Consider the following 21,770-nt stretch of genomic DNA (forward strand, 5'->3'; position numbering starts at 1 on the left):
TTGCGGCCCATGCAACACATGACGAGACGAGACATGAACTCACGCATCACGGGGCTGCCCGCGCCGTTGCTCGCCCTCGGGCTGGCCGTTGTCGCGCTGTCCGCGTCGGACGGACCCGTGCCGCCGGGACTCGGTACCGCCCTCGCGCCATTTGCGCCGGTTGCCAGCTCCGCGCAGTCCGCGGCCACGGTGGTCCGGGTGCCGATCTCCGGCACCATCGAACTCGGCGTGGCCCCGTTCGTGGCGCGCGCTCTCTCGGAAGCCGCGGAGTCCGGGGCGCCCGCCGTGATCATCGAACTCGACACGCCCGGGGGCCGGGTCGACGCGGCGTGGAAGATCATCGACGATCTGCGCGACGCGGAGGTCCCGACCTACGCCTACGTGAACCGCCGCGCCCTCTCGGCCGGCGCGATGATCGCGCTCGCCACCGACCGGATCTACATGCGGCCGGGCTCGACGCTGGGAGCCGCCACGCCGGTCACGGGCGATGGCGAGAAGGCCTCGGAAAAGATGGTGAGCGCGATGCGCTCCGAGTTCCGGGCGCTGGCCGAGGAACGGGGACTCGATCCGCTGCTCGCGGAGGCGATGGTCGACGAGAGCATTGAGGTCCCCGGCGTGAGCGAAGCCGGCAGGCTGCTCACGCTCACGACGGCTGAAGCCACGGCGCTCGGGGTCGCGGACGCCGAGGTCCGGGATCTCATCGAACTCCTTGAGATCACGCGGCTCCCGGCCGCCCCCGTGCGGGAAATCCAGCCCAACTGGGCGGAAGCGATCGTGCGCTTCCTGACGAACCCGGCGGTGGCGCCACTGCTGCTCAGCCTGGGTTTCCTCGGACTCATCGTGGAGGTCCGGACGCCGAGCTTCGGCGTGGCGGGGGCGGTCGGACTCGCCTCGCTGGCCGCGTTCTTCGGCGCGCACCACCTCGTGCACCTCGCCGGGATCGAGGAGATCCTCATCTTCGGCGCGGGGGTCGTGCTCATCGGGCTCGAGGTCCTCGTCATTCCCGGGTTCGGGATCGCGGGGATCCTGGGGGCGGGCGCGATCCTCGGGGCGACCGTCATGGGGATGGTGGGCCAGGTCCCGACCTTCGACCAGGTGTTCAACGCGGCGGGTCTCGTCTCTCTCTCCATCATTCTCGTCGGGGTCGCCACATGGGCGCTCGTGCGGCACCTGCCCCGAAGCAACCGATTCTCCGGGCTTTTCCTGCGTGCCTCGACGAGCCGCGAGACCGGCTACCTGTCGATGCCCCCGCGCGAAGATCTGATCGGCGCACTCGGCGTCACGTCGACCGACTTGCGGCCCACCGGGGTCGCGATCGTGAAGGATGAACGCATTCATGTCGTAACGGAGGGTCCGTGGCTCGAGGCCGGGACCCCGATACGCGTACTCGAGGTGGCGAGCGGCCGGATTCTCGTGCGCCGCGCCAAAGAGACGCCCGAATCCGAAAACAGGAACGAGGTCTGATATGCTCCAGGATCTTGCCGGAAGCGGCATCATTGCCCTCATTGTCGCCGCACTCGGCCTTCTCATTCTTTCGTGGATCGTGCCGATCCGACTCTGGATTACGGCGATGGCGTCGGGAGTTCGGGTGGGTCTCGGCAGTCTGGTGGGGATGCGCCTGAGAAAGATCCCTCCGCCGCGGATCGTCTATCCGCTCATCAGCTCGTACAAGGCGGGGCTTCCGCTCAATACGAACGAACTGGAGTCGCACTTCCTGGCCGGCGGCGATGTCGAGCGGGTCGTGAACGCGCTCATTTCGGCGGACAAGGCGAGCATCGAGCTGCCGTTTCGGCAGGCTGCCGCGATCGACCTCGCGGGACGGGACGTGCTCGACGCGGTGCAGGTTTCCGTCAACCCGCGCGTGATCCAGACGCCGAAGGTCGCCGCGATGGCGAAGGACGGGATCCAGCTTATCGCCACGGCGCGCGTGACGGTGCGGGCGAACATCAACCGCCTCGTCGGAGGCGCGGGGGAGGAGACGATCCTGGCCCGTGTCGGCGAGGGCATCGTGTCGACGATCGGGTCGGCCGCCTCTCACAAGGCGGTGCTCGAAAACCCGGACAACATCTCGAAGACGGTGCTCGCCAAGGGGCTCGACTCCGGGACCGCGTTCGAGATCCTCTCCATCGACATCGCCGATGTCGACGTCGGGAAGAACATCGGGGCCGAGCTGCAGACGGACCAGGCCGAGGCGGACAAGCGGATCGCGCAGGCCAAGGCGGAGGAGCGGCGGGCGATGGCGGTCGCGTCGGAGCAGGAGAACCGGGCGCTCGTCGAGCAGATGCAGGCCGAGGTCGTGAAGGCGGAGGCGGAGGTGCCCCTCGCGATGGCCGAAGCGTTCCGCGAGGGCAACCTCGGGATCATGGATTACATGAAGTACCGCAACATCCAGAGCGACACGCAGATGCGGAGATCCATCGCGAAGCCGCCGGAGAGCGATAAGGACGGCTGATGCCTGATCTCGAGGGCGCGCTGCCCATCATCCTGCTGATGATTTTCCTCTGGGTGCGGAGCATCGGCGGCGCGATGAAGAAGAATCGTCAGCGCCAGGAACAGGCGCTCGAACAGGCCGGGGCGGAGCCCGGGTTCGAAGCCGAGCCGGCCCGCGTTCAGGCCACCGATCCCGCCGGGGGGGAGGCGCCGCCTCCGGGGACGCGTCCGACGTTGCGCGAACAACTGCGCGACATGGGCCGCCAACTGGAGCAACAGATGCAGCAGGCGGCGGAGGAGGGACGGCCGGGGAGTCTCGTCGGGCATGTGGAGCCGGAGGAGGCTCCCGAGACTCCCCCCTTCCTGCGGCCGACCCCGGCAGTGCCGCCCCGGACCCCGTCCCCGGCGCCGGCTGCCGCCCCCCGGACCGCCCGCACTCCGGGGCGGCGCACGCCTCCCCCCAAGTCGCCGATCGCCGGCGCGCAGTCCCCGAGCGCCGGCGCCGGTCGCAACGACCCGCTGGAGCGCCTCGAACGCTATCCCGCGCTTGCGCGGGCCGTGATCCTGTCCGAGATCCTCGGGACCCCGCCGGGCCTGACCGACCGCGAAGGACCGCCGGCGCCACGGGGGTAGCGGGCACCGGCGGCCGGACGGGCGGACCCGCTACATGCCGTGCTACATGCTGTGCAGGGCGAATCCCGCGCCCTGCGGGTCGATCCCGTGGAGGATGTGTCCGCTCTCGCCCGGGATCTTGAGCGGCGGCGTCACGATCGTGCCCCCGAGGTCCTCGATCACCTTCACGGAAGCGTGTACGTCGGGGACGGACATGTAGAGGAACCAGCACGGGGGCGGCATGTCTTCGGTCCGCGTCATCATCCCCCCGAATTCCTTCCCCTCGCGGCCGTACATCTGGTAGGTGCCGTGCTCTCCCATGTCCATCTGCGTCGTCTTCTCCCAGCCGAAGAGGTCGGAGTAGAACGACCAGGCGGCCTCCCAGTCGGCCGAGATCAGTTCGTGCCAGGAGCATTCGCCGACTGCCGGCGGGCCGTCGTGTCCGGGGGTGGCGTCGGATGGCTCATACGCCGTGAACACCGCGCCTCCGGGATCGGCCAGCACCGCGAGGCGTCCGACTTCGGGGATCTCCATCCGGTGGTGGACGGCGCCCCCGAGTCGGGCGGCCTTCTCCGCCGTCGCGTCGACATCGGGTGTCGAGATGTAGGGCAGCCAGTGGGGCGGCGCCCCGCCGGCCCGGGCGTCGGCGGGCAACTCCATCACGCCGCCGATGGGAGTGCCGTCGTTGTTCCAGGTGATGTACGGCGGCCCCTCTCCCTGCCACGCGCCGGTTTCCCAGCCGACGACGCTCCGGTAGAAGTCCTGCGCGCCTTCGAGGTCGGTGGTGAGCAACTCGTACCAGCAGAAGCGGCCGAGCGGTGTGTCGGACATGCTTGCCTCCTGAGAAACGTCGGGTGGGACTGCGGCCGGGTCATGCCCGGCGGGAGAAAGATGCCGGCTCGTACGGCGGAATCCCGATGCCGGTTTCGCGGTCGCCGGGACGGGACGCCGTCGGCGGTCGATGGTCAGTCATCGTCGGCGAGGTCGTCGAGGAAGGGCGACTTCTTCCTGCGCGGTTCGTAAACCTCCCCGAAGGGCGAGGCACCCGAAGTCCCGCGATCCGTCCTCGCTTCCGGCGTCGCGTCGCCGAGTATGGCTTGCAGTTCCTGTTCGCTGAGTTCGAACGGGTCGTCTCCGGCGTAGAGCGGGGGGCGGACGCGCTGCGGTGGATCCGGGTTCCCCCGCAGCGGCTCGAACCGCCATTCGGATCGGGAGGTCACGCGTACCTCCCAGCGCCGTCCCCGGCGGTCGGAGAACTTTCGATGGTTCAACGTCGCTTCCTTTCGGATGAGGGCTTCCCGTCGGATGAGGAGCGGAGCAGGATCACCGTCCCGCCCAGCCCGATGATGGCGAACGCGAACCACTGGATCGCATACGACAGGTGCGGGCCGGAGTCGGTCTCGATCGCGCGGGCGGGACGCAGGGCGCCGCCCGGGGGCGGGTCGTCCGCGCGCAGGACGTGGGGCGTGGGCTCGAGTGCGGTCTGGTCGCGGATGAGGGCCAGGTCGAGCCCCGCGATGGCGAGGTGGTCCGCCCCGGCGATCTCGGTTCGGAGCGGCTGGCCGCCACGACCATCGCGCGAGGAGACGAGCACGCCCTCGACCTGTACCGGGTGCCCGGCATCCGCGGCGGCTCCCCGCGGGCCGGCCCACCCGGACGCGAGGTCGGGACGGAGACCATCGGGCGCGGGCAGCCAGCCGCGGAGGACCATCACGACCTGCGCGGAGTCGCCGCCGACCAGGAACGGGGTCAGCACCTCCGCGCCCGCCCGCCCGTCCAGAGTGCGGCTCCTGATGACGACTTCGCGGGCCCGGTCCCACCGCCCGCTGAGCCGCGCGCGGCGCCCGATGAGCCCGGCTGTGTCCGGCGGCACGTCGCGGGGGCCGCTCCACTCGAGCCGCGGGGCTTCGGCGCGGACCGCGCGCTCGCGCACCCCGGCGCTTCGCTCGCCATGCCGGTCGAGTTGCCAGAACCCGAGGCGCACGAAGAGCGCGCCCAGGGCGAGGGCGACGGCGCACAGCAGGATCTTGCGGTTGAATGTCACTTCGTGCCCCGGTCTTCGCTGCTGTTGCGGCGGCCCTCCGCCGCGGTCGAGAAGCTGGTCGTTCACCCGGCACACGAGTCTATTCGCTTGAGGCGGCGGACGCAGCCGCGCCCCGGGTCGCCGCCGCCCGCCACGCGGCTGACTTGCCGCGCCGCCACCTTGCCGCGCCGCGGCCGGTTCGCCGATCTTCCCGCTTCCGTTTCGGACGGCGGCAGCCGTCCACGACGTCGACCGCAAGGACCCCGCGATGATCTTTCAGAGTCCGCATCCCCCGGTCACCGTGCCGGAACAGACGTTTTCCGACTATCTCCTGGGTTCCCTCGGCGGTCGCCGGGACAAGCCCGCGTTCATCGAAGGACCGAGCGGCCGGGTGGTGACATACGGACAATTGCGCGATCAGGCGCACGCCGCGGCGCGGGGACTCGCTGCCCGAGGACTGGGGCGCGGAGGCGTGGTGGCCATCTGCAGCCCGAACCTGCCCGAGTACGCGACGGCGTTCCTCGCGGTCGGCATGGCCGGTGGCTGCAGCACGACGCTGAACCCGCTCAGTACCGACGACGAACTCGTCTCGCAGTTGAACGATTCGGGCGCCCGCTGGTTCATCACCGTCCCCCCGCTCCTCGATCGCGCGCGAGCCGTCGCGGCACGGACCGGGATCGAAGAGATCTTCGTGTTCGGAGAGGCCGAGGGCGCCACCGCCTTCGCCGACCTCATCGGCGACGGAATGGGGACGGATGCGGAATCGGCGGACATCCCCAATCCCGGAGAGGATCTCCTCACGCTCCCTTATTCGAGCGGAACGACGGGTGTTTCCAAGGGAGTGATGCTCACGCACCGGAATCTCGTCGCGAACATCGAGCAGTTCAGCGCCATCGGCCTCGTGGACGCCGATGATGTCGTGCTCGCCGTCCTCCCCTTCTTCCACATCTATGGGATGGTCGTCGTCATGAGCGGCGCCCTGAAGGCGGGCGCGACCGTCGTCACCATGCCCCGCTTCGATCTCGAGGAGTTCCTGGGGGCGATTCAGCAATATCGGGCCACCTGTCTCTACCTCGTTCCGCCCATCGTGCTCGGACTCGCCAAGCACCCCGCGGTCGATGGCTTCGACCTCTCGTCCGTCAACTGGATCATGTCCGGGGCGGCCCCGCTGGGAGAGGAAATCGCCGTCGCCTGCCAGGAGCGGATCGGCTGCCGCGTGTTCCAGGGCTACGGCCTCACGGAGGCGAGTCCAGTGACTCACGTCTGTTTCGGGGAGAACGTCGATGCGGACAAGGTCGGGACGATCGGTCCCGTGATCCCGAGCACCGAGATGATGATCGTCGACCTCGAGTCGGGCGCGCCGCTGGGACCCGGCGAGGAGGGAGAGGTGTGGGTCCGCGGGCCGCAGGTGATGAAAGGCTACCTCAACAATCCGGAGGCCACCGCCGACACCATCGACGCCGACGGATGGCTTCATACGGGGGACGTGGGACGGGCGGACGAGGATGGCTACGTCACGATCGTCGACCGGGCCAAGGAACTCATCAAGTACAAGGGTTACCAGGTGGCGCCCGCCGAACTCGAAGACCTCCTGCTCGCGCACCCGGCGGTGGCCGATGTCGCGGTCATCCCCGTCACGGATGAGGTGGCGGGGGAGATTCCCAAGGCGTGCGTCGTGCGATCGGGCGACGTGACGGGCGAGGACATCATGCAGTACGTGGCCGCGCGGGTGGCGCCGCAGAAGAAGATCCGCGCCGTCGAGTTCCTGGACGAGATCCCGAAGTCCGCTTCCGGGAAGATCCTGCGTCGCTTCCTCGTGGAGCGGGAGCGGGCCCGGGCGGCGACCGAACAGGGACCGGCCGGCGGGGGCGGGTGACGTGAGCGAGGCGCTTCAGGAGAGGTACGCCCCCGAGTCCATCTGCTTTGGGTGCGGCCACGCGAACCCGGAAGGGCTCCGGCTGCGCAGCTTTCCCTCCGGAGACCGAGGGTACGAGGTAGTGGCGGAATGGACGCCCGGGCCGAATCACCGGTCGTTCCCGGGAATCCTGAACGGCGGCATCATCGGGACGCTCCTCGACTGCCAGTGCAACTGGTGCGCGGCGCACTACTTCATGCGGACGCGCGGGGTGGATCATCCGCCCGTCACGGTGACGGCCGAGTACACGGTCCGGCTCATGAAGCCGACGCCCTCCGACGCGCCCGTTGAACTCCGCGCCCGGATCGCCGAAGCGGGCGAACGGAAGGTCCGCGTCGAAGCGGAGTTGCTTTCCGGAGGCGAGCGGACGGCCACGTGCACAGGGACATTCGTCGCCATTGCGGAAGGACATCCGGCTCATGGAACGAGGTAACGCGCGACGCGACGGACAGGATCATGGACCGGATCACGGACGAGATCACGCGAACGTGCGCCGGCGGGCCGCCCCGGCCCTGCTGGCCCTCGGCCTCGCACTCGGTCCCGCGCTCGGCCCGGCTCTTGGTCACCCAGCCGGCGCGGGGTGGGTCGCGCCGCTGGTGGCCCAGACTCCGGTCCAGGCTCCAGCCCAGACTCCGGGCCAGACTCCCTTCGAAGTGTCTGAGGCCTCGATCCCGGAACTCCAGGAGGCCCTGTCGTCGGGCCGGGTGACCTCCGCTCAACTGGTGGACGCCTACCTGGACCGCATCGCCGCCTATGACCTGGCGGGTCCTCGTCTCAACGCGATCGTGCGCGTGCACCCGGAGGCGCGGGAGCAGGCGGAGAGGCTGGACGCGGAGCGGGCGGCGGGACAGGTGAGGGGGCCGCTGCACGGGATCCCGATCCTCCTCAAGGACAATTACGACACCTTCGACATGCCGACGACGGGCTCGACGCTCGCGCTCGCGGGATCCGTGCCGCCGGACGACGCCTTCCAGGTGCGGAAGCTGCGCGAGGCGGGGGCGATCATCCTGGCCAAGACGAACCTGCACGAACTCGCGGCCGGGATCACGAGCATCAGTTCGCTCGGGGGACAGACTCTGAATCCGTACGACCCGGCGCGGAACCCCGGCGGCTCGTCGGGCGGCACGGGGGCGGCCGTGGCCGCAAGTTTCGGGGCCGTGGGATGGGGGTCCGACACGTGCGGTTCGATACGGATTCCCTCGTCCGTCCACAACCTCGTGGGGCTGCGGCCGACCAAGGGGCTGTCGAGCATCGACGGGATCGTGCCGCTCTCGCACACGCAGGACACGGGCGGGCCGCTGGCGCGGTCGGTCGTGGACCTGGCGCTCGCCCTCGACGCGACGATCGGGGCGGACGCGGCGGATCCGGCGACGGCCGCGATGGAGGGCCGTCCGCCCATCGAGTTCGCGGCATCGCTCGATGCGGGTGCGCTGGAGGGGGCCCGCATCGGCGCGCTGGAGACGTGGCTCTCCGATTCGGGCGCGGAGGCTCCGGTCACGGCCGCGGTGCGCGCGGGGCTGGACGCGATGGTTGCCGCGGGGGCGGAGGTCGTCGAGGTGACGATCCCGGAGATGGACTCGCTCGTGGCCCGCACCAGCGTCATCGGCCACGAATTCGCGCTGGATCTGGTCGCCTATCTGGAGAGCGTGGGCGGTACGCCGGTCGCGTCGCTGGCCGATATCGTGGCGCTGGGGCTGCACAGCGAGCAGTTGGACGGCACGTTCAGGCGGAGGAGCCAACCCGGCGGGCGCGATGAGGCCGCCTACGCCGAGGCGCTCGAGCGGCAGTCGGCGCTGCGGGAAGCGATCGTGGCCTTCATGGACGAAGAGCGGCTCGACGCGATGGCCTACCCGACGCTGAGGCGAGACCCCGCGCTCATCGGCTCGCCGCCGGTCGGGGGGACGTGTCAGCTCGCCGCGCACAGCGGGCTTCCGGCGATCAGCGCGCCCGCGGGCTTCACGCGGACCGGCATGCCGACCGGCATTGAGCTGATCGGCCGCCCGTTCGACGATGCCCGGCTGGTCTCGCTGGCGTACGCGCTCGAACGGGCGATCGAGCCGCGCCGCGCGCCGCCCCGCACGCCCGCGCTCGTGGACGGCCGCGCGCCGGACCCGCTCCGGTTCAGCGTCGCCGGCGACGGCGGGTGGGCCGGGCGGCCCGCCGTCCCTCGCCTGACCGGCAGCTTCAGCCTCGACCTCCCGCGCGGCGCCCTGCGCTACGTCATCTCCACCGCCGGAGTCGGGCCGGCGGACGTCCACGCGATCGTGCTTCAGCGTCGCGGCAGCGGGACGCGGCCGAACGCGGTCGTGCACCGTCTCTCAGGCCCGGGCCTCGCGTCGGCCGAGGGCACGCTGCCCCTGAGCGCCGCCGCCTTGGCCGACCTGCTCGACGGACGCCTTGAACTCGCACTCTACACGGCCGACCGCCCACTCGGCGCCGTTCGTCTCGCCCTCACTCCGGAGGGCTGAGGGGCAAGTTTCGAAGCGTCGGTTACCGGAAGGCCGCCTGACCGCCGTCTCGGGTCAGCGAACCTCGGCCGGGAGCCTCCGCACGACCACGCGTGCCACATCGAGTTCGTCCTGCTCGATGAATGCCGCGAGTCCATCCGGCCCGAAGGCGTCCGGCATCTCGGTCGCCCCGGTCGCGTAGGTGCCGACGTACGCGCCTTCCGGCGTCAGGACATCGATGGGCCCGTCGCTTTGCGGCTCTTCGCCCCGGCGTTGCACCCAGATGCGGCCCTCCCAAGTGGTGGCGAGGCCGCGCAGCACGGGAATCTCGTGGTAATAGCGGTCCTCCAGCTCGAAGGTGGCCTCCGGTGCAGGATTGCTGCCCTCCGCGCGCCCCACGAACATGAGCCTCCTCGACCCCCCGGTTCCGCCGAGCGCTCTCCGGGCGGCTGCCGTCCTCTCCTCGCGCTCCCTGCGGACCTCCGGCGTCACCGGCTCGGGCTCGAAGGGCCGCCGGATGATGCGCCCGACCTCCCGCGCACCTGGCGGAGTGACCTTGAGCGCGTACGCTGACGAGTCGGAGTGAACGATGCCGCCATCCGGAAGGATGCCCACGAGAAGCCGAGGCTCGAACACGGTGGGCATGGCCATGCCGCGAAGCGCGCCTCGAAGCTCGCCGGGCACATCGTTCGACGCGAGATCATCCAGGTCGGTGCGTGGGGGCAGCCATCCGTCCGCCACCGTGTCAGCGCGCGCGACCTCGCCGTCGAGTGCGACCCGCAGCACCGGACGGGAGGTGGGCGGAGCCATCGCGCCGCCCGCGCTCATGACGGTGAGACCCACGCTCCCACCGGCAAAGACGGCGCCGCCGCGCGGGTCGGGCTGAATGTCGTGAGCCGGGATCGACACGGCGTCAGGCCCGTCGTCCGCCCGGACCATGCGCTGAAACTCGCCGGAGGCGTCGAAGAGCTGGTAGGCGCGGTGGCCGACATCGCTCACGACCACGGTGCCGTCCCGCAGCACCGCGAACCCCATCGGCTGGCTGAACTCGCCCGGGCCTCCACCCGAGGAGCCGAACTCGCGCACGAAGCGCCCTGCCGTGTCGAACACGAGGACCCTCACGTCCCCGGCACGCATCAGAGTCATCCCTCCGAAACGCGTTGGACTGGACGTCCCGTCGAAGACGTAGAGGTTGCCCTCCGCGTCGAAGGATACGCGGCCTACCTGGGCAAACATCTCCCAGGATTCGCCGTCCAGGACGCCGACCCGGTAGACCTCCTCGAACTCGGGATCGATCCGCCGGTCCCCGCCCGTGACGTCGATCACCTCCTGGGCCAAGAGGAAGGGCGCGGCAAACGAGGAGTTGGCGAGACCGCACACGATCCCGAGGGCGAGACGGTTCAGTCGAGTCTTCATCGTTCCGGATTCTCCTCAAAGGGGGATTCTCCTCACAGAACCGAGGTGTCACGCGTGTGACAGCCACAACTATGCCAGTAGTTGCCCGCCGGGTCCCGGATCTCCGGAGCCATCGTGGGCGTGTCGATGCCCCTGCGTCGGCCTAAGGCTTCACAGGGACGCCCCCACCGCCTATCGGTCCGAGACGCCCGGGAGACCCTCCGGCTCGTCGTCCCACCACCAGAGCGGTGCCAGCGGCCGCTGCCGGGGATGGATCTCGTCCAGCGTCTCCCCGTCGTACAGGCGCCCGTTCAGCATCACTCGCTCGATTGCGTTCGTGTTGCGCAGGTCGTCCAGCGGATTCGCCGTCAGGATCACGAGGTCGGCGAGCTTGCCCGCCTCGATCGAGCCGAGGTCCCGGTCGAGCCCGATCGCCTCGGCGCCGTAGATCGTCGCCATGCGCAGCGCGTCGTGCTCGTCCATGTCGTCGGCGGCCATCGCCCACAGCTCCCAGTGGTACCCGAGCCCCTGCAGCTGGCCGTGGCTCCCCACACCCGCCTTGCCGCCCGCGTCGACGAGGTTCCTGACGAACTCCCCGTGCCGCGAGAACACGTGCTGGTCCTCGCGGAACCACTGCGGCCGGCGCAGCGTGCGCGAATCCACCTCATCGTGCGGGACGAAGCGGCGCAACTTCGGATCGTCGTGCGGGTTCTCGCGCGAATAGAAGTAGTTCTCCGCCCACGGTCCCCCGTACGAGACGAGCAGCGTCGGCGTGTAGACCCGGCCCGTCTCCGCGAAGAGCCGCACGTAGTCGTCGTACACCGGGAAGATGGGGATCGAGTGCTCGAGCCCCGGATATCCGTCCACCGTCTCCGTGAGGTTCTGCCGGAGGTTCAGCGACCCCTCCGTCGTCGGCATGAGTCCCAGTTCGCGGGCCGCCATGATGATGTGCTGCCGCCCCTTACGCGCGGCGGCCACGTACATCTTGATCGTCTTCGTATCGAAGTAGTCGGAGTAGCGGGAGAGGACATCCATCGCCTCCTCCTCCGTGTCGATGCCGTCCTGCCAGAAGACGCCCGGCCCCGTCGAGTAGACCCGCGGTCCGAGAACGCTCCCGGTGCGGACCATGTCCGCGTAGGAGAGGACCTCCGTGTTCCCGGTCTGCGGGTCCCGCGTCGTCGTCACTCCGTATGCGAGGTTGGCGAGATAGGGCCACACGTCCGTCCGGTGGAGCTGGTCGCGCGCTCGCAGGTGCGCGTGTGTATCAACGTACCCGGGGACGACCGTCCGTCCGCCGATGTCCAAGACGACGGCATCTTCCGGAACGGCGACCGAGCCGCTCGCTCCCACCGCCTCGATCCGGTTGTTCCGGACCACGATATCCGCGTTCTCGATGACCTCGTCACCGTTCATGGTGATCGCACGTCCGCCGCGCAGTACCGCGACGCCCGCGGGGATGTCGCGCGGCGCCTCGATCAGGATCCGGTGCTCGACGGCGCGGTAACCCTCGTCCTCCTCCTCTTCCTCGGTTTCCTCTTCCCCGGTTTCCTCTTCCCCCTCAGCCTCCGCCCCGGCCTCCTCATCCGTCTCCTCATCGGCCTCCTCATCGGCTTCGGCCGCTTCGACGCTGTCCTCGTACGCCTGCGCGGCGTCGAGGTCGTAGGAGAAGTGCGCGTTGCCGAGCGAGAAGTGCACCGTGCGGCCGTCGCCGCTCCAGGCCGGGAACTCCCCGCCGATATCGGTGACGCGGCGCGCGGGGAAGGCGGCATTGTCCGGGTTCGAAACGTTGATCGTCGGCGTCACGCCGACGCGGGGCACCGTTACCGTATAGATCTCGCGCTGGACCTCCGCGAGCGCCTGGTCGCCGCGCGGCGCCATCTCGATGGTCGAGGGAGACAGGCCCTGGGTCGAACCCTGAGGCGTGGGTCCGCGCACCTTGACGTGCTCCTTCTCGTCCGTCCCATCCCAGCGGATCGAGACGAGCGCGTCCGGGAACCGGAAGAGGTGGATGCGGTCGTTTTCCTCCACGAAATGGGGGTTCGCGCGTCCGTCCGTGGGTGCGATGAGCGTCGCCGGCCCGCCGCCGGAGCCGTCCGGATCCGCGGGCACCCAGATGATCTCGGTGCCCGGAGCGCCGCCCTCTCCCTGCGTCTCGTAGGCTCGGACGAGTCCCCTCACGGCGACGATCCGGTCGCCCGGCCCCCAGGCGGGGGCGAAGTACGTCGCCGCGTCGCGCGTGAGCCGCACCGGATCCCCGCCGCCGTCCGCGCGCGCCTTGTACAGGTGCCCTTCGGTCCCGTCCCACGTCGAGTACGCGAGCCACTCGCCGTTCGCCGACCAGGTCGCGAAGTGCTCCGACATGTCCGCGTCCGTGAGGCGTTCGGGGTTCGAACCGTCGGCGTCCGACACCCAGAGGCGGTCCAGCGCCGTGAAGGCGAGCCGGTCGCCGGAGGGGGAGGGCGCCGCGTCGCGGATCTGGCGCACGGTGAAGGTCGGCGTGTCCTCGATCGGATAGTCGAAGTCGACCCTTGGCCCCAGCGCGAGCTCGAACCGGACGCGGAAGGGAATCTCCTCCGCGTCACCGCCGTCGACCGGCAGCTTCCAGATCTTTCCGCCGTAGGAGGCGACGAGGTGCCGGGAGTCCGGCGTGAACGACATGCCGGGGAGCACGTCCAGCGTGGCGCGCGATTCCTGGTCGTCGTGCTGGACGGGATAGGCGAGCCAGCGCTCGTCGCCGCTCTCGAGGTCCCGGATCATGAGCCCCGTATGCTCCTCGTGACGGGTCCCGAACACGAGCCAGCGGCCATCGGGGGAGAGCACGGGCCGGATCGCCGAGCCGTAGCGGGACGACCGCGTATAGCGTTCTCCCGATTCCCGGTCGTACGCCTCGAGCTGGTACTGCGGGAACTGCGCGTTGTAGGTCCAGTCTCCGGTGCGCCGCGCGTACCAGATGTAGCGGCCGTCCGAGGAGACCGCGGCCCCGAGCATCTTCAGGTTGTCCGGCTCCGAGACGAGCTGGATGCCGCTCCCGCCGTCCACGTGGAACATCTTGAGCTTCGGCAGCCCGCCCCCGCGGAAGCCGCCCATCGACGCGACAACGTAATCCCCGTCCGGCAGCCACTCGGGAGACTCGGCGCGATTGGCCGAACCCTTCGAGATCTGGGTGGTGTCGGAGCCATCGAGGGAGCGGATCCAGATGTTCTGCCCGCCGTCGTAATCGGACGTGTAGACGATCCGTGCGCCATCGGGGGAGAAGCGGGGCTGGGCGTCGAAGGCCATCCCCGACGTGAGCTGCGTCGCATCCCCGCCGCCGATCGGGATTGTGAAGAGGTCCCCGAGGTAGTCGAAGACGATCGTCTCGCCGTCCGGGCTCACGTCGAGAGAGATCCAGCTCCCCTCCGTCATGTCCATTGGGACAAGGCGATCGACGGGAAGCGGCAGATCCTCGTTCTCGGGCTCGCCGTCTCCGTTCGAGCCCTCCTGCGCGGCCGCCCCGCCAGCGAGCCCGGGCAGGAGCCCGAGTGCGACGAGGCTTGCGGAGCGGATACACGGGATGTTGGAAAAGAGCTGACTCATGGGTGACTCCTTCAGATGTTCCTTATGGCTTGGCTGATGCTCCTGAACGTGCGTATTCCATCTGACACCCAAAACATCGGGACCCCGCCACGCCGGGCGCCAGTATGCAGACCGGCTCAAAGGCCGAGGAAGATGACGCGGCGTGGCTGAACTTTGGGGCGTGGCACCTGCGCTCAGCCCGGCCTTGGAAGGCCGCCCAGTACTCCCACGCGATACTTCGGATAGAGACGCACATCGCGGCGCAGCCCCTGAACATCCTGGAGGCCGTATACTCGAGTGGCGCCGCCGCTGTCCTTCTCAACAATGAGGACTTCCTCTTTTTCGAGACCATCGAGCAGGCCCACATGATGGGACGAGACGACGAGTTGTGCGTTCAACGGGTTGCTCTCGCGAGACCTGAACAGGCGAAGCAGTTCGTCCACGATGTCCACATGCAGATCGCCGTCGATTTCGTCGAGGATGGCCAGTCCGGTCCGGTCGAGTGCGAGTTTGATCGAGGGCAGTAAGTGAAACAGGCGCCGAGTACCTGCGGATTCGTAATCTAACAGGACGGGGTCGGTAAGCCCATCATGAGTGAACCGAACGTACTTGCCGAAGCCGGCGAGTCTGGAGTCGAAGAGCTCGAGGTCGGCGATGCCCAGATCGCTGGACCTGATCCGGGCTTCAACCCAGCGCCGCGATTCCGGGTGTCTTTCCAACCAGTCGACCACCGTCGATGTCTTGGTCTCCAGCGTGTCGGGCCCGGAAATGTTCGTCGCGACGAGCCAGCTTCTCATCTTGTCCGCGATCTGAACGGCCAGAGGAACGTTGAGCCATGCGAGGGTCGCGATGACCGAGGCACCCGGTCGAACCGCCTTGAGCCGGTCGTCCCGGGGTTTGATCTCAAACTCGGGAGAGACGTAGACGGGTGTTCCGTCCTCCCATCGTTCGAACAATCTGCGACGGCGTCCCTTCGGGAATTGGAGCAACGCCTCGTGGCGAACGAACAAGTCTGCCGTCTCGTCCGCATCACCGCTCCGACCGAGCGTGAGCTCATAGCGGAACAGGCTGGGCGATCCGCCGGGCAGCACGTCCCATTCACCCTCGAGCACGAATTGCGTGTCCTTCCGCCGGGTGTCTTCCGAGAGAAACGGAACAAGCGTCACGGAATCGTCGAGTCGGGAGGCGATGCGAAGGAGGTCGACCAGCGCGCGCAGCAGGGTGGATTTGCCCGACGCGTTCGGCCCCACAAGGACGGCTACCGCGGGGAGCCGCACGCCCGGCTTGGCGGCGCTCCGGCGGAAGCGGGCGAGGTCAGGTGCCGTCCCCGCAATCCGGAGATCCACGGTCGCCGTATCGCGTATCGATCCGTAGTTGGATACTGAGAATTCATGTATCATACGCAAATCATAACATATTTTCGTGGCCGTTGGAAGATGACGCTCGTGATCAGGTGAGAATCGGGCCTCCTTTGGCGGGCATCGCGTCGCGGTGCCGTCGCGTTCCCGCGGGAACGTCGCTGGTGCGGGAAGACGTTGACGTTTGCGTGGCGTCGCCTTACTGCGCACTCTCCGGCCCATGACACACGACCCGGACGGCCTCTCCATGCTTGCCATGGCGGGCAGCCAGCGTCGGCGGTCCCTTAACCGGGCGCTCATGCGCGCCGCGCTGGCCCGCGTGCCGGCTGGCGTCGAGGTTCGCGAGTTCGATCCCTCGTGCCTTCCGTTCTACGATGGCGACGTGGAAGCGACGGGCGACCCTGGCGCGGTTGCCGAACTGAAGGCGGCGACGCATGCGGCGGACCTGGTGCTGCTCGCGACGCCCGAGTACAACGGAGGTCTGCCGGCCGTGCTCAAGAACGCCGTGGATTGGGGATCGCGACCACCCCGCCCGCAGGCGTGGGACGCGAAGCCCGTCGCGATCATTGGGGCGACGCCCGGCCGGCTGGGGACCGCGCTGGCGCAGCGCTCCCTGCGCGAGTCGCTCGTGGGGCTGAACGCCCACGTGATGCCACAGCCGCGGATCCTGCTCTCGGGGGCGGGCGCCGTGTTCGATGAGGATCTCGAGTTGGCGGACGAAACGATCGCCAAGCGTCTCGACAGATTCATGGCCGCCGCCGCAGAATGGGCGTACCGGTTCCGATAGACCTTCAGGAAGACGGGAGCAAGGGTTCTTGTCAGACGCCAACGGCGCCCGCGTCATCTTCGAGAGGCTGGCGGACGGTGTCCGCGTGCCGACACGGGCGACGGAACAGTCGGCCGGCTACGACATCCGCGCGCACCTGACGTGCGGTCCCGTGCGAGTCCACCGAAGCACGAACGGCGAAACCATCCCGGTGGACCCGACCCGCGGCGAGGGGGGGCGGCTATGGATCGTCCTCGAACCCGGCGATCGCGCGCTCGTGCCCACGGGCTTCCGCGCCCGCCTGCCCGATGGTTATGAAGCGCAGATCCGCATGCGCTCGTCCCTCGCCTGGAAGCGGGGGCTCACCGTCCCCAACGCGCCCGGCACCGTCGACGCCGACTATCCGGATGAGTGGTTCGTCCTCGTCCTCAACTCGGCGCCGCACCCCATACGGATCGAACACGGCGAACGGATCGCGCAGGTCGTCCTCCACAAGTACCGGGTCGCGCGCTGGGAGGAGGGGCCGGTCGCGATCTCCACGGATCGCGCCGGCGGGCTCGGCAGCACCGGCGAACGGTAACCGGCAAACGATAAGGAGAAGACACGATGCCCGAACTGCAGGAATGGCTCCTCGCCATCCCCGTCCTGATCACGCTGCTCGTCATCTTCCTCGTCGAAGTCACCCGCTCGTCCAGGCGCTGAGCGCCGGCGTCGGCGAGAAGGCTACCGCGGCACTACCCGAACGGGTCCGGGTGGGGGCGGTCGACCGGTTCCGTTTCCTCCGCGCGGTCGACCTCTATCGTGTCCGCGTACGGGCAGGCGACGGAGCGCGACGCCGTCCCCTCGACGATGAGGTGATCCCCGGTCGTCGCGTCTCCCAGGTCGCCGGCAAGCGTGTAGAAGTACCCGTCCCGGTCCTCGAACGTCACGCAGCCGTTCTCCTGCCCCGCGATCGTGCCGGCACGCTGAATCCGGCCGTTCTCATCCGTCACGTGGAACGGATCGGAGAGCCCCGTGGGCGCGAAGTTCCCGTTGAAGATGATGAAGACGACCGCGCGGTCCCACGTCGCGCTCGCCGGCACGCTCACGGTGGCTCCGATCTCGCCGAACTCGCCCTGATCGCCGGTCCCCAGTTCCTCGAAGCCCGTCCCGATGGCCCCGAGGCCGACGACGACCCTCGCCTGCAGCGGGATATTCTCGGTGTAGAGGCTGACCTCGGTGCCCGGCGGCCCCATGCGGGGCTCCATCGTCTGGATCTGGCGCAGCGAGTCGGGAGTGGCCGGGTTCGGATGCGCCTGGGCGAGTACGGCGCCGGGCGCGCAGAGCAGGATCGCCAGCGCGCCGGCGGCTGAGACGGCGCGGGCGGCAACGGGTCGCTTCAGGAAACGATTCATGCTGGCCTCCGGGCAGAATCCTCAAGTCCATGCTGCGCCCCCAGCCGCCTCACCCGCAAGCCGAAGCGTTCTCCTGCCACGAACGGAGCCGAGGCATTAGCTTCCGAATCCGCGTGCGCCGGGTGGCGAACGCGTTGCGCCGGGGTGGCGGAATTGGCAGACGCATCGGACTTAAAATCCGAAGGGGTCCATCCCCGTGTGGGTTCGAGCCCCACCCCCGGCATCCACAATCGGGCGCGCCTCGGGTCAGGTGCGGGATCGCCGACCCAGAAGGAACCCGAGACCCAGGAACGCGCCCGCTGAGATCGCGTCCCGCGCGAGCGCCGTTGCGAGATCCCGTTGACTGTCGCCTCCCCAGAACGCCATGGACAGGATCACCCCTACCACGAGGACGACGATGCCAGCGACGACCCAGGTTAGTTGAATCCTATGCGTAAGGTGTTCCCCTTGGCACCACGTTCCCACCGGTATCGTCCGTCACCGATAGGCCGCCGTCTTCCCATAGCCTGAGGCCGGGACGCTAGCTGATTCAGAAGAAAGCCCCGAATCCACCATGTCCACGAACACCTCCATCGCGGTTTCGAGCGACACCGTGTAGACGCGATAGCCTCCGTACGGCGACTCGTCAAAACGAGTTACGGCATCGTGGACGACGGGCGACGCCCGTCGCCGGGCCACTTCCGCAATGGCCTCTTGGCGGGTTTCGCAGTGCGAATCCGGGATTAGGCGCGGAAGGATGTCCAAGCGCAGCATAGGTCTCCTACGTGTCGGTTTTGGGTGGCCGGAGGGGTCACGCTCATGGGTACGATACGCCCGCCGCCGGCAGCTTGCATCTCTTCCATCCTAAAAGATCATCGCGCCCGGAGTTAGAACGGGCTGAAGTCCCAGCGCATCCGGGCGAGCACCACGCGGCCGATCGCCGGCGCCCCCACCATGCTCTGGTAGGCCTTGTCGAAGACGTTGGACACGTCCACCTGGAACCAGAGGTCCTCGTACCCGGGGATACGGAAGCCGAAGTTCGCGTCCAGCGTGGCGATGGCGTCGAGATCGCCCACCCACGGGCCGGAGTTGAACGGAAAGCCGTTCTGCGCCCGGAACCGGAGGCCCCCGTTGACTCCTGAATCGTCGTTCCGGTACGTGAGCGACGCGGTCCCGCGGACCGTCGGCGAATTCAGCGACACCTCGCTCAGGAGTTCGCCTGCGGACTCGAACGTGTTGCGGTTGATGAAGGAGAGGGATGTGGCCATCTCCAGTTGATCGCTGAGGAGGAAACCGGCGCCTAACTCGCCCCCCATCACGTCGAACCCGCCCGCATCCTGGTATCCGAGGGCCATCGCCGCGGCGGTGCCGCCGACGCTCGTCGGAGTCACGGCGCCCAGCGGAATCTGCGCTGCCTCGTTCGCAATAAGCTGCGCCGTCGCCAAAGCTGCCGCCTCGTTCGGGAACGCCACGCCGACGAGCTGTCGGAACACTCCCGACAGATACGTCCCCAGTTGCGGGCCGTTGAGGAAGACGTGCGGCGAGATCAGCCGGAGGGGCGCGATGTAGCTGTCGTAGCGCGTGAACCACGCGTTGGCCCCGACGGTAACGTTGTCTCCGAATACTCCCTTGTACCCGAGCTCGAAGGTGTTGCTGACGGTCGGCCCCAGCGCCTCGATATCCTGGAGATTCGCGAGGTCGACGGCCTCGCAGAACGGGGGCGCCACGCAGCCCGGCGGCGGCGCGCCACCGCCGGCGACCTCGGTATCGAGCAGCAGCGCCAGGACGCCCACCTGGTCCCCCGACGGGACGGGGATCAGAGGCGCCAGCGGAGCCAGCTGCGGGTAGGCGACGCCGAGAAGATTCACCGCCGTGGCCCACAACTGCGCCGTGGTCGTCGGCAGGAACTCGCGAGGGGTTCCGCCCCGCAGCACGTTGAACGGCGACATGTGCATGGGGATCCCGTTGTCCCGCATGTACGAGTAACCGTGTCCGCCCGAGCCCGTGGCGCGCAGGTCGTAGAAGAACGGCGTGCCCGTGATGGGGATCGTTCCTCCCGAGATGTCCAGGAACTGGTTCGTCGAGGTGGGCGTCGAGAACGCCCGGTTGAAGGTCAGCCGGAACGAGTTCGAAGCGTCCGGCTTGAAGACGACAGCGGCGCGCGGCGAGAAGACCGGATCCGCGAGATTGCTGTTGTAGTCGTACCTGAAGGCGCCGGTGAAATCGAACTTCCGGCTCAGCGCCCAATCCCACTGGACGTAGCCGCCGACCTCCGTCGTCTCATCGTCGTCCTCGAACCGTCCGTTGATCGTCCCCTTGCTGTCCGGGTTCGTCCCGAGGTAGTCGACTCCGTAGATGAGCCGGTGCGCCGAGCCGATCCGCGACTGGTACTGCAACTGTCCCACCAGCAGGGAGGAATTGTCGAACAGCGGACGACCGTTTCGGAGGAGGAAGGTCTCGTCGTTCGTGTTGTAGTTGTAGAAGAGTTGCGCGAACAGGTCCTTGTGCCGGAGCCGCGCCTGCCCGTAGGTGACGCTCCAGTTGGTCACGTTGGACGCGCCCAGCCCCGTGAGTTCCGTCGCCTGCGCGGCCGTGTTTCGCCCGCCCGCGAGGATGAGCGAAGTCCCCGGCGACGGCTCGAAGTCCATGCGCGCGTCCACGCCCCAGTTCCTGTGCCCGTCGTCGCGGCCCGCCGCCACGTTGCGGGCGGACTGCGCCAGCACGCCCTGATCGGCCGGATTCGTCAGGTCGAGGCCCGAGGCGAACGGCTGGCACGCGGGGGAGGCCGGATCGAATCCGGCCCCGATGCAGGCTTGTCCCGCGACCGCCGCCTGCGCTTCGACCAGATCGTTGAAGACGTACTCGGTCGCGTCGAAGTACTGGCCCGAGATCTTGAACCCGAACTTGTCGCTCGGGGCGACCGCGATGCGCCCGTCGAACTGGAAGAGCCCCGCGTCTCCACCCTGGATGGGACCGCTGCCGAGTCCCGCGTCGTCACCCTGCTGACGGAGACCGCCACCGACGGAGAACGTCGCTCCGGGCGAGCGGATTGGCGATTTCGTGATGTAGTGGACGACGCCGCCCGCCGCGTTCGGTCCGTAGAGGGCCGATCCCGGGCCCAGCACGGTCTCGACGTGATCCGTGTCGAGGTCCGACACCGGGTTCAGGTAGAAGATGTTCACGCGCAGCGATGGCACGCGTGCGATCCGGTTGTCCGTCATGAACAGCGTGCGGCTGGAGAAGATGTTGTTGAATCCCCGCAATACGGCGGTGCGGCCGCGGATCCCGGTGCGGGCCACGTCCACGCCGGGCTGGTGCTCCACATGCTCGATCGGACTTGTCACCTGGCGTTCTTCGAGATCGCGCGTCGAGACGACCTCGACCGCCGCCGGCGCCTCGAGCACCTTCTCGTGCGTGCGGGAGGCGGTGATGGTCAGCGGGTTGAGTTCGAACGACTGTTGCGTCATGGTCGCCGACACGAACGTCATCGCGTCGGCCGGAACGGACCGCGCCTCCGTGACCACCGTCTCCCAGCCGGGGGAGGTGAAGCGGACCGAAAACGTCCCGGCCGGCACGCCGGTGATCTCGTATTCCCCGCCAGTCCCCGTTATCGCCTCCGCCACGACGGCGCCGCCCTCGCCCAGCACTTCGACCCGCACGGCGGCGAGCGTCGCGCCCGTCACCTCGTCCGTCACCAACCCGGCGATCCGGACCTGGGCCCACGCGGCGCCCGGGAGGGCCCCGAACGCAATCGCGGCCGCCAGTACCAAGGCTCCCCGCCTCCCGATGCGACCGAAATGAATCCCGAATCCCGTCATCGCGCGCGCCTCCTCTTCGGTTGAAACCGTCGTCGTCCCCTCGAGTACAAACTAAGCCGAACCCTGGTTGCTGTCAGC

The 21,770-nt window shown here is 68.6% G+C and carries 17 protein-coding genes and 1 tRNA gene; 9 read left to right on the forward strand and 9 right to left on the reverse strand.

The annotated features are described in order from the left end of the window. The first annotated feature begins 33 nt into the window (after nucleotides 1-33). Genes ACOGXI_RS01435 through ACOGXI_RS01445 form a run of 3 tightly spaced genes read left to right on the forward strand, consistent with a single transcriptional unit; the run spans nucleotide 34 to nucleotide 3,063 of the window. Nucleotides 34-1,464 (forward strand): NfeD family protein, encoded by a 1,431-nt coding sequence (locus ACOGXI_RS01435; protein WP_419937127.1) that lies wholly within the window; start codon nucleotides 34-36, stop codon nucleotides 1,462-1,464. Between the two features lies 1 nt (nucleotide 1,465). Next, nucleotides 1,466-2,452: a flotillin-like protein FloA gene (floA, locus tag ACOGXI_RS01440; RefSeq protein ID WP_419937128.1), complete on the forward strand. Its 987-nt coding sequence runs from the start codon at nucleotides 1,466-1,468 to the stop codon at nucleotides 2,450-2,452. Further along, on the forward strand, nucleotides 2,452-3,063 hold the full coding sequence (locus ACOGXI_RS01445; RefSeq protein ID WP_419937129.1) for a hypothetical protein: 612 nt from the start codon (nucleotides 2,452-2,454) through the stop codon (nucleotides 3,061-3,063). Before floA ends, ACOGXI_RS01445 begins: the two co-directional genes overlap by 1 nt. A 42-nt stretch (nucleotides 3,064-3,105) precedes the next feature. Here ACOGXI_RS01445 and ACOGXI_RS01450 read toward each other — a convergent pair whose 3' ends face one another. The 3 genes from ACOGXI_RS01450 to ACOGXI_RS01460 form a co-directional block, all read right to left on the reverse strand. Further along, nucleotides 3,106-3,873 (reverse strand): VOC family protein, encoded by a 768-nt coding sequence (locus tag ACOGXI_RS01450; protein ID WP_419937130.1) that lies wholly within the window; start codon nucleotides 3,871-3,873, stop codon nucleotides 3,106-3,108. Between the two features lie 134 nt (nucleotides 3,874-4,007). Further along, on the reverse strand, nucleotides 4,008-4,313 hold the full coding sequence (locus tag ACOGXI_RS01455) for a hypothetical protein (protein ID WP_419937131.1): 306 nt from the start codon (nucleotides 4,311-4,313) through the stop codon (nucleotides 4,008-4,010). Next, nucleotides 4,310-5,152 carry an SURF1 family protein gene (locus ACOGXI_RS01460; RefSeq protein ID WP_419937132.1) on the reverse strand — a complete coding sequence of 281 codons (843 nt, stop codon included), beginning with the start codon at nucleotides 5,150-5,152 and terminating at the stop codon, nucleotides 4,310-4,312. The genes ACOGXI_RS01455 and ACOGXI_RS01460 overlap by 4 nt, the downstream gene beginning before the upstream one ends. Nucleotides 5,153-5,333: 181 nt before the next feature. On the opposite strand from ACOGXI_RS01460, the gene ACOGXI_RS01465 reads away from it, so the two are divergent. The 3 genes from ACOGXI_RS01465 to ACOGXI_RS01475 are packed head-to-tail and all read left to right on the forward strand — an operon-like array spanning nucleotide 5,334 to nucleotide 9,448. Then, nucleotides 5,334-6,941, forward strand: a complete 1,608-nt coding sequence (locus tag ACOGXI_RS01465; RefSeq protein ID WP_419937133.1) for an AMP-binding protein — start codon at nucleotides 5,334-5,336, stop codon at nucleotides 6,939-6,941. Between the two features lies 1 nt (nucleotide 6,942). Further along, the gene (locus ACOGXI_RS01470; RefSeq protein WP_419937134.1) at nucleotides 6,943-7,413 is read left to right on the forward strand and encodes a PaaI family thioesterase; all 471 of its coding nucleotides are present in this window, start codon (nucleotides 6,943-6,945) and stop codon (nucleotides 7,411-7,413) included. Next, on the forward strand, nucleotides 7,400-9,448 hold the full coding sequence (locus ACOGXI_RS01475; RefSeq protein ID WP_419937135.1) for an amidase: 2,049 nt from the start codon (nucleotides 7,400-7,402) through the stop codon (nucleotides 9,446-9,448). The genes ACOGXI_RS01470 and ACOGXI_RS01475 overlap by 14 nt, the downstream gene beginning before the upstream one ends. Before the next feature lie 54 nt (nucleotides 9,449-9,502). Here the strand turns inward: ACOGXI_RS01475 and ACOGXI_RS01480 are convergent, their stop codons facing one another. From ACOGXI_RS01480 to ACOGXI_RS01490, 3 genes are all read right to left on the reverse strand, one after another. Continuing rightward, nucleotides 9,503-10,843, reverse strand: a complete 1,341-nt coding sequence (locus ACOGXI_RS01480) for a 6-bladed beta-propeller (protein ID WP_419937136.1) — start codon at nucleotides 10,841-10,843, stop codon at nucleotides 9,503-9,505. 171 nt (nucleotides 10,844-11,014) lie between these two features. Continuing rightward, the gene (locus ACOGXI_RS01485) at nucleotides 11,015-14,398 is read right to left on the reverse strand and encodes an amidohydrolase family protein (RefSeq protein ID WP_419937137.1); all 3,384 of its coding nucleotides are present in this window, start codon (nucleotides 14,396-14,398) and stop codon (nucleotides 11,015-11,017) included. Nucleotides 14,399-14,571: 173 nt separating this feature from the next. Then, a complete protein-coding gene (locus tag ACOGXI_RS01490) occupies nucleotides 14,572-15,627 on the reverse strand; it encodes an AAA family ATPase (RefSeq protein WP_419937138.1) in 1,056 nt (351 codons plus the stop codon). A gap of 328 nt (nucleotides 15,628-15,955) precedes the next feature. Here ACOGXI_RS01490 and ACOGXI_RS01495 point away from each other — a divergent pair, with 328 nt between their 5' ends. Together ACOGXI_RS01495 and dut are read left to right on the forward strand one after the other, a co-directional pair. Next, nucleotides 15,956-16,522, forward strand: coding sequence for an NADPH-dependent FMN reductase (locus ACOGXI_RS01495; protein WP_419937139.1), 567 nt, complete (start codon nucleotides 15,956-15,958; stop codon nucleotides 16,520-16,522). Between the two features lie 28 nt (nucleotides 16,523-16,550). Continuing rightward, nucleotides 16,551-17,081: a dUTP diphosphatase gene (gene dut, locus ACOGXI_RS01500; protein ID WP_419937140.1), complete on the forward strand. Its 531-nt coding sequence runs from the start codon at nucleotides 16,551-16,553 to the stop codon at nucleotides 17,079-17,081. 154 nt (nucleotides 17,082-17,235) lie between these two features. On the opposite strand, the gene ACOGXI_RS01505 is transcribed toward dut, so the two are convergent. Beyond that, the gene (locus ACOGXI_RS01505) at nucleotides 17,236-17,895 is read right to left on the reverse strand and encodes a hypothetical protein (protein ID WP_419937141.1); all 660 of its coding nucleotides are present in this window, start codon (nucleotides 17,893-17,895) and stop codon (nucleotides 17,236-17,238) included. A 138-nt stretch (nucleotides 17,896-18,033) separates the two neighbouring features. Between ACOGXI_RS01505 and ACOGXI_RS01510 the strand changes: the two genes are divergently transcribed. Next, nucleotides 18,034-18,118 (forward strand) — tRNA-Leu (locus tag ACOGXI_RS01510). A 254-nt stretch (nucleotides 18,119-18,372) separates the two neighbouring features. Here the strand turns inward: ACOGXI_RS01510 and ACOGXI_RS01515 are convergent. Next, a complete protein-coding gene (locus ACOGXI_RS01515; protein WP_419937142.1) occupies nucleotides 18,373-18,648 on the reverse strand; it encodes a hypothetical protein in 276 nt (91 codons plus the stop codon). Between the two features lie 113 nt (nucleotides 18,649-18,761). Next, the gene (locus ACOGXI_RS01520; RefSeq protein WP_419937143.1) at nucleotides 18,762-21,692 is read right to left on the reverse strand and encodes a TonB-dependent receptor; all 2,931 of its coding nucleotides are present in this window, start codon (nucleotides 21,690-21,692) and stop codon (nucleotides 18,762-18,764) included. Nucleotides 21,693-21,770: the final 78 nt, after the last annotated feature.

This window comes from Candidatus Palauibacter sp., from assembly GCF_965208055.1.
Classification (GTDB): domain Bacteria; phylum Gemmatimonadota; class Gemmatimonadetes; order Palauibacterales; family Palauibacteraceae; genus Palauibacter.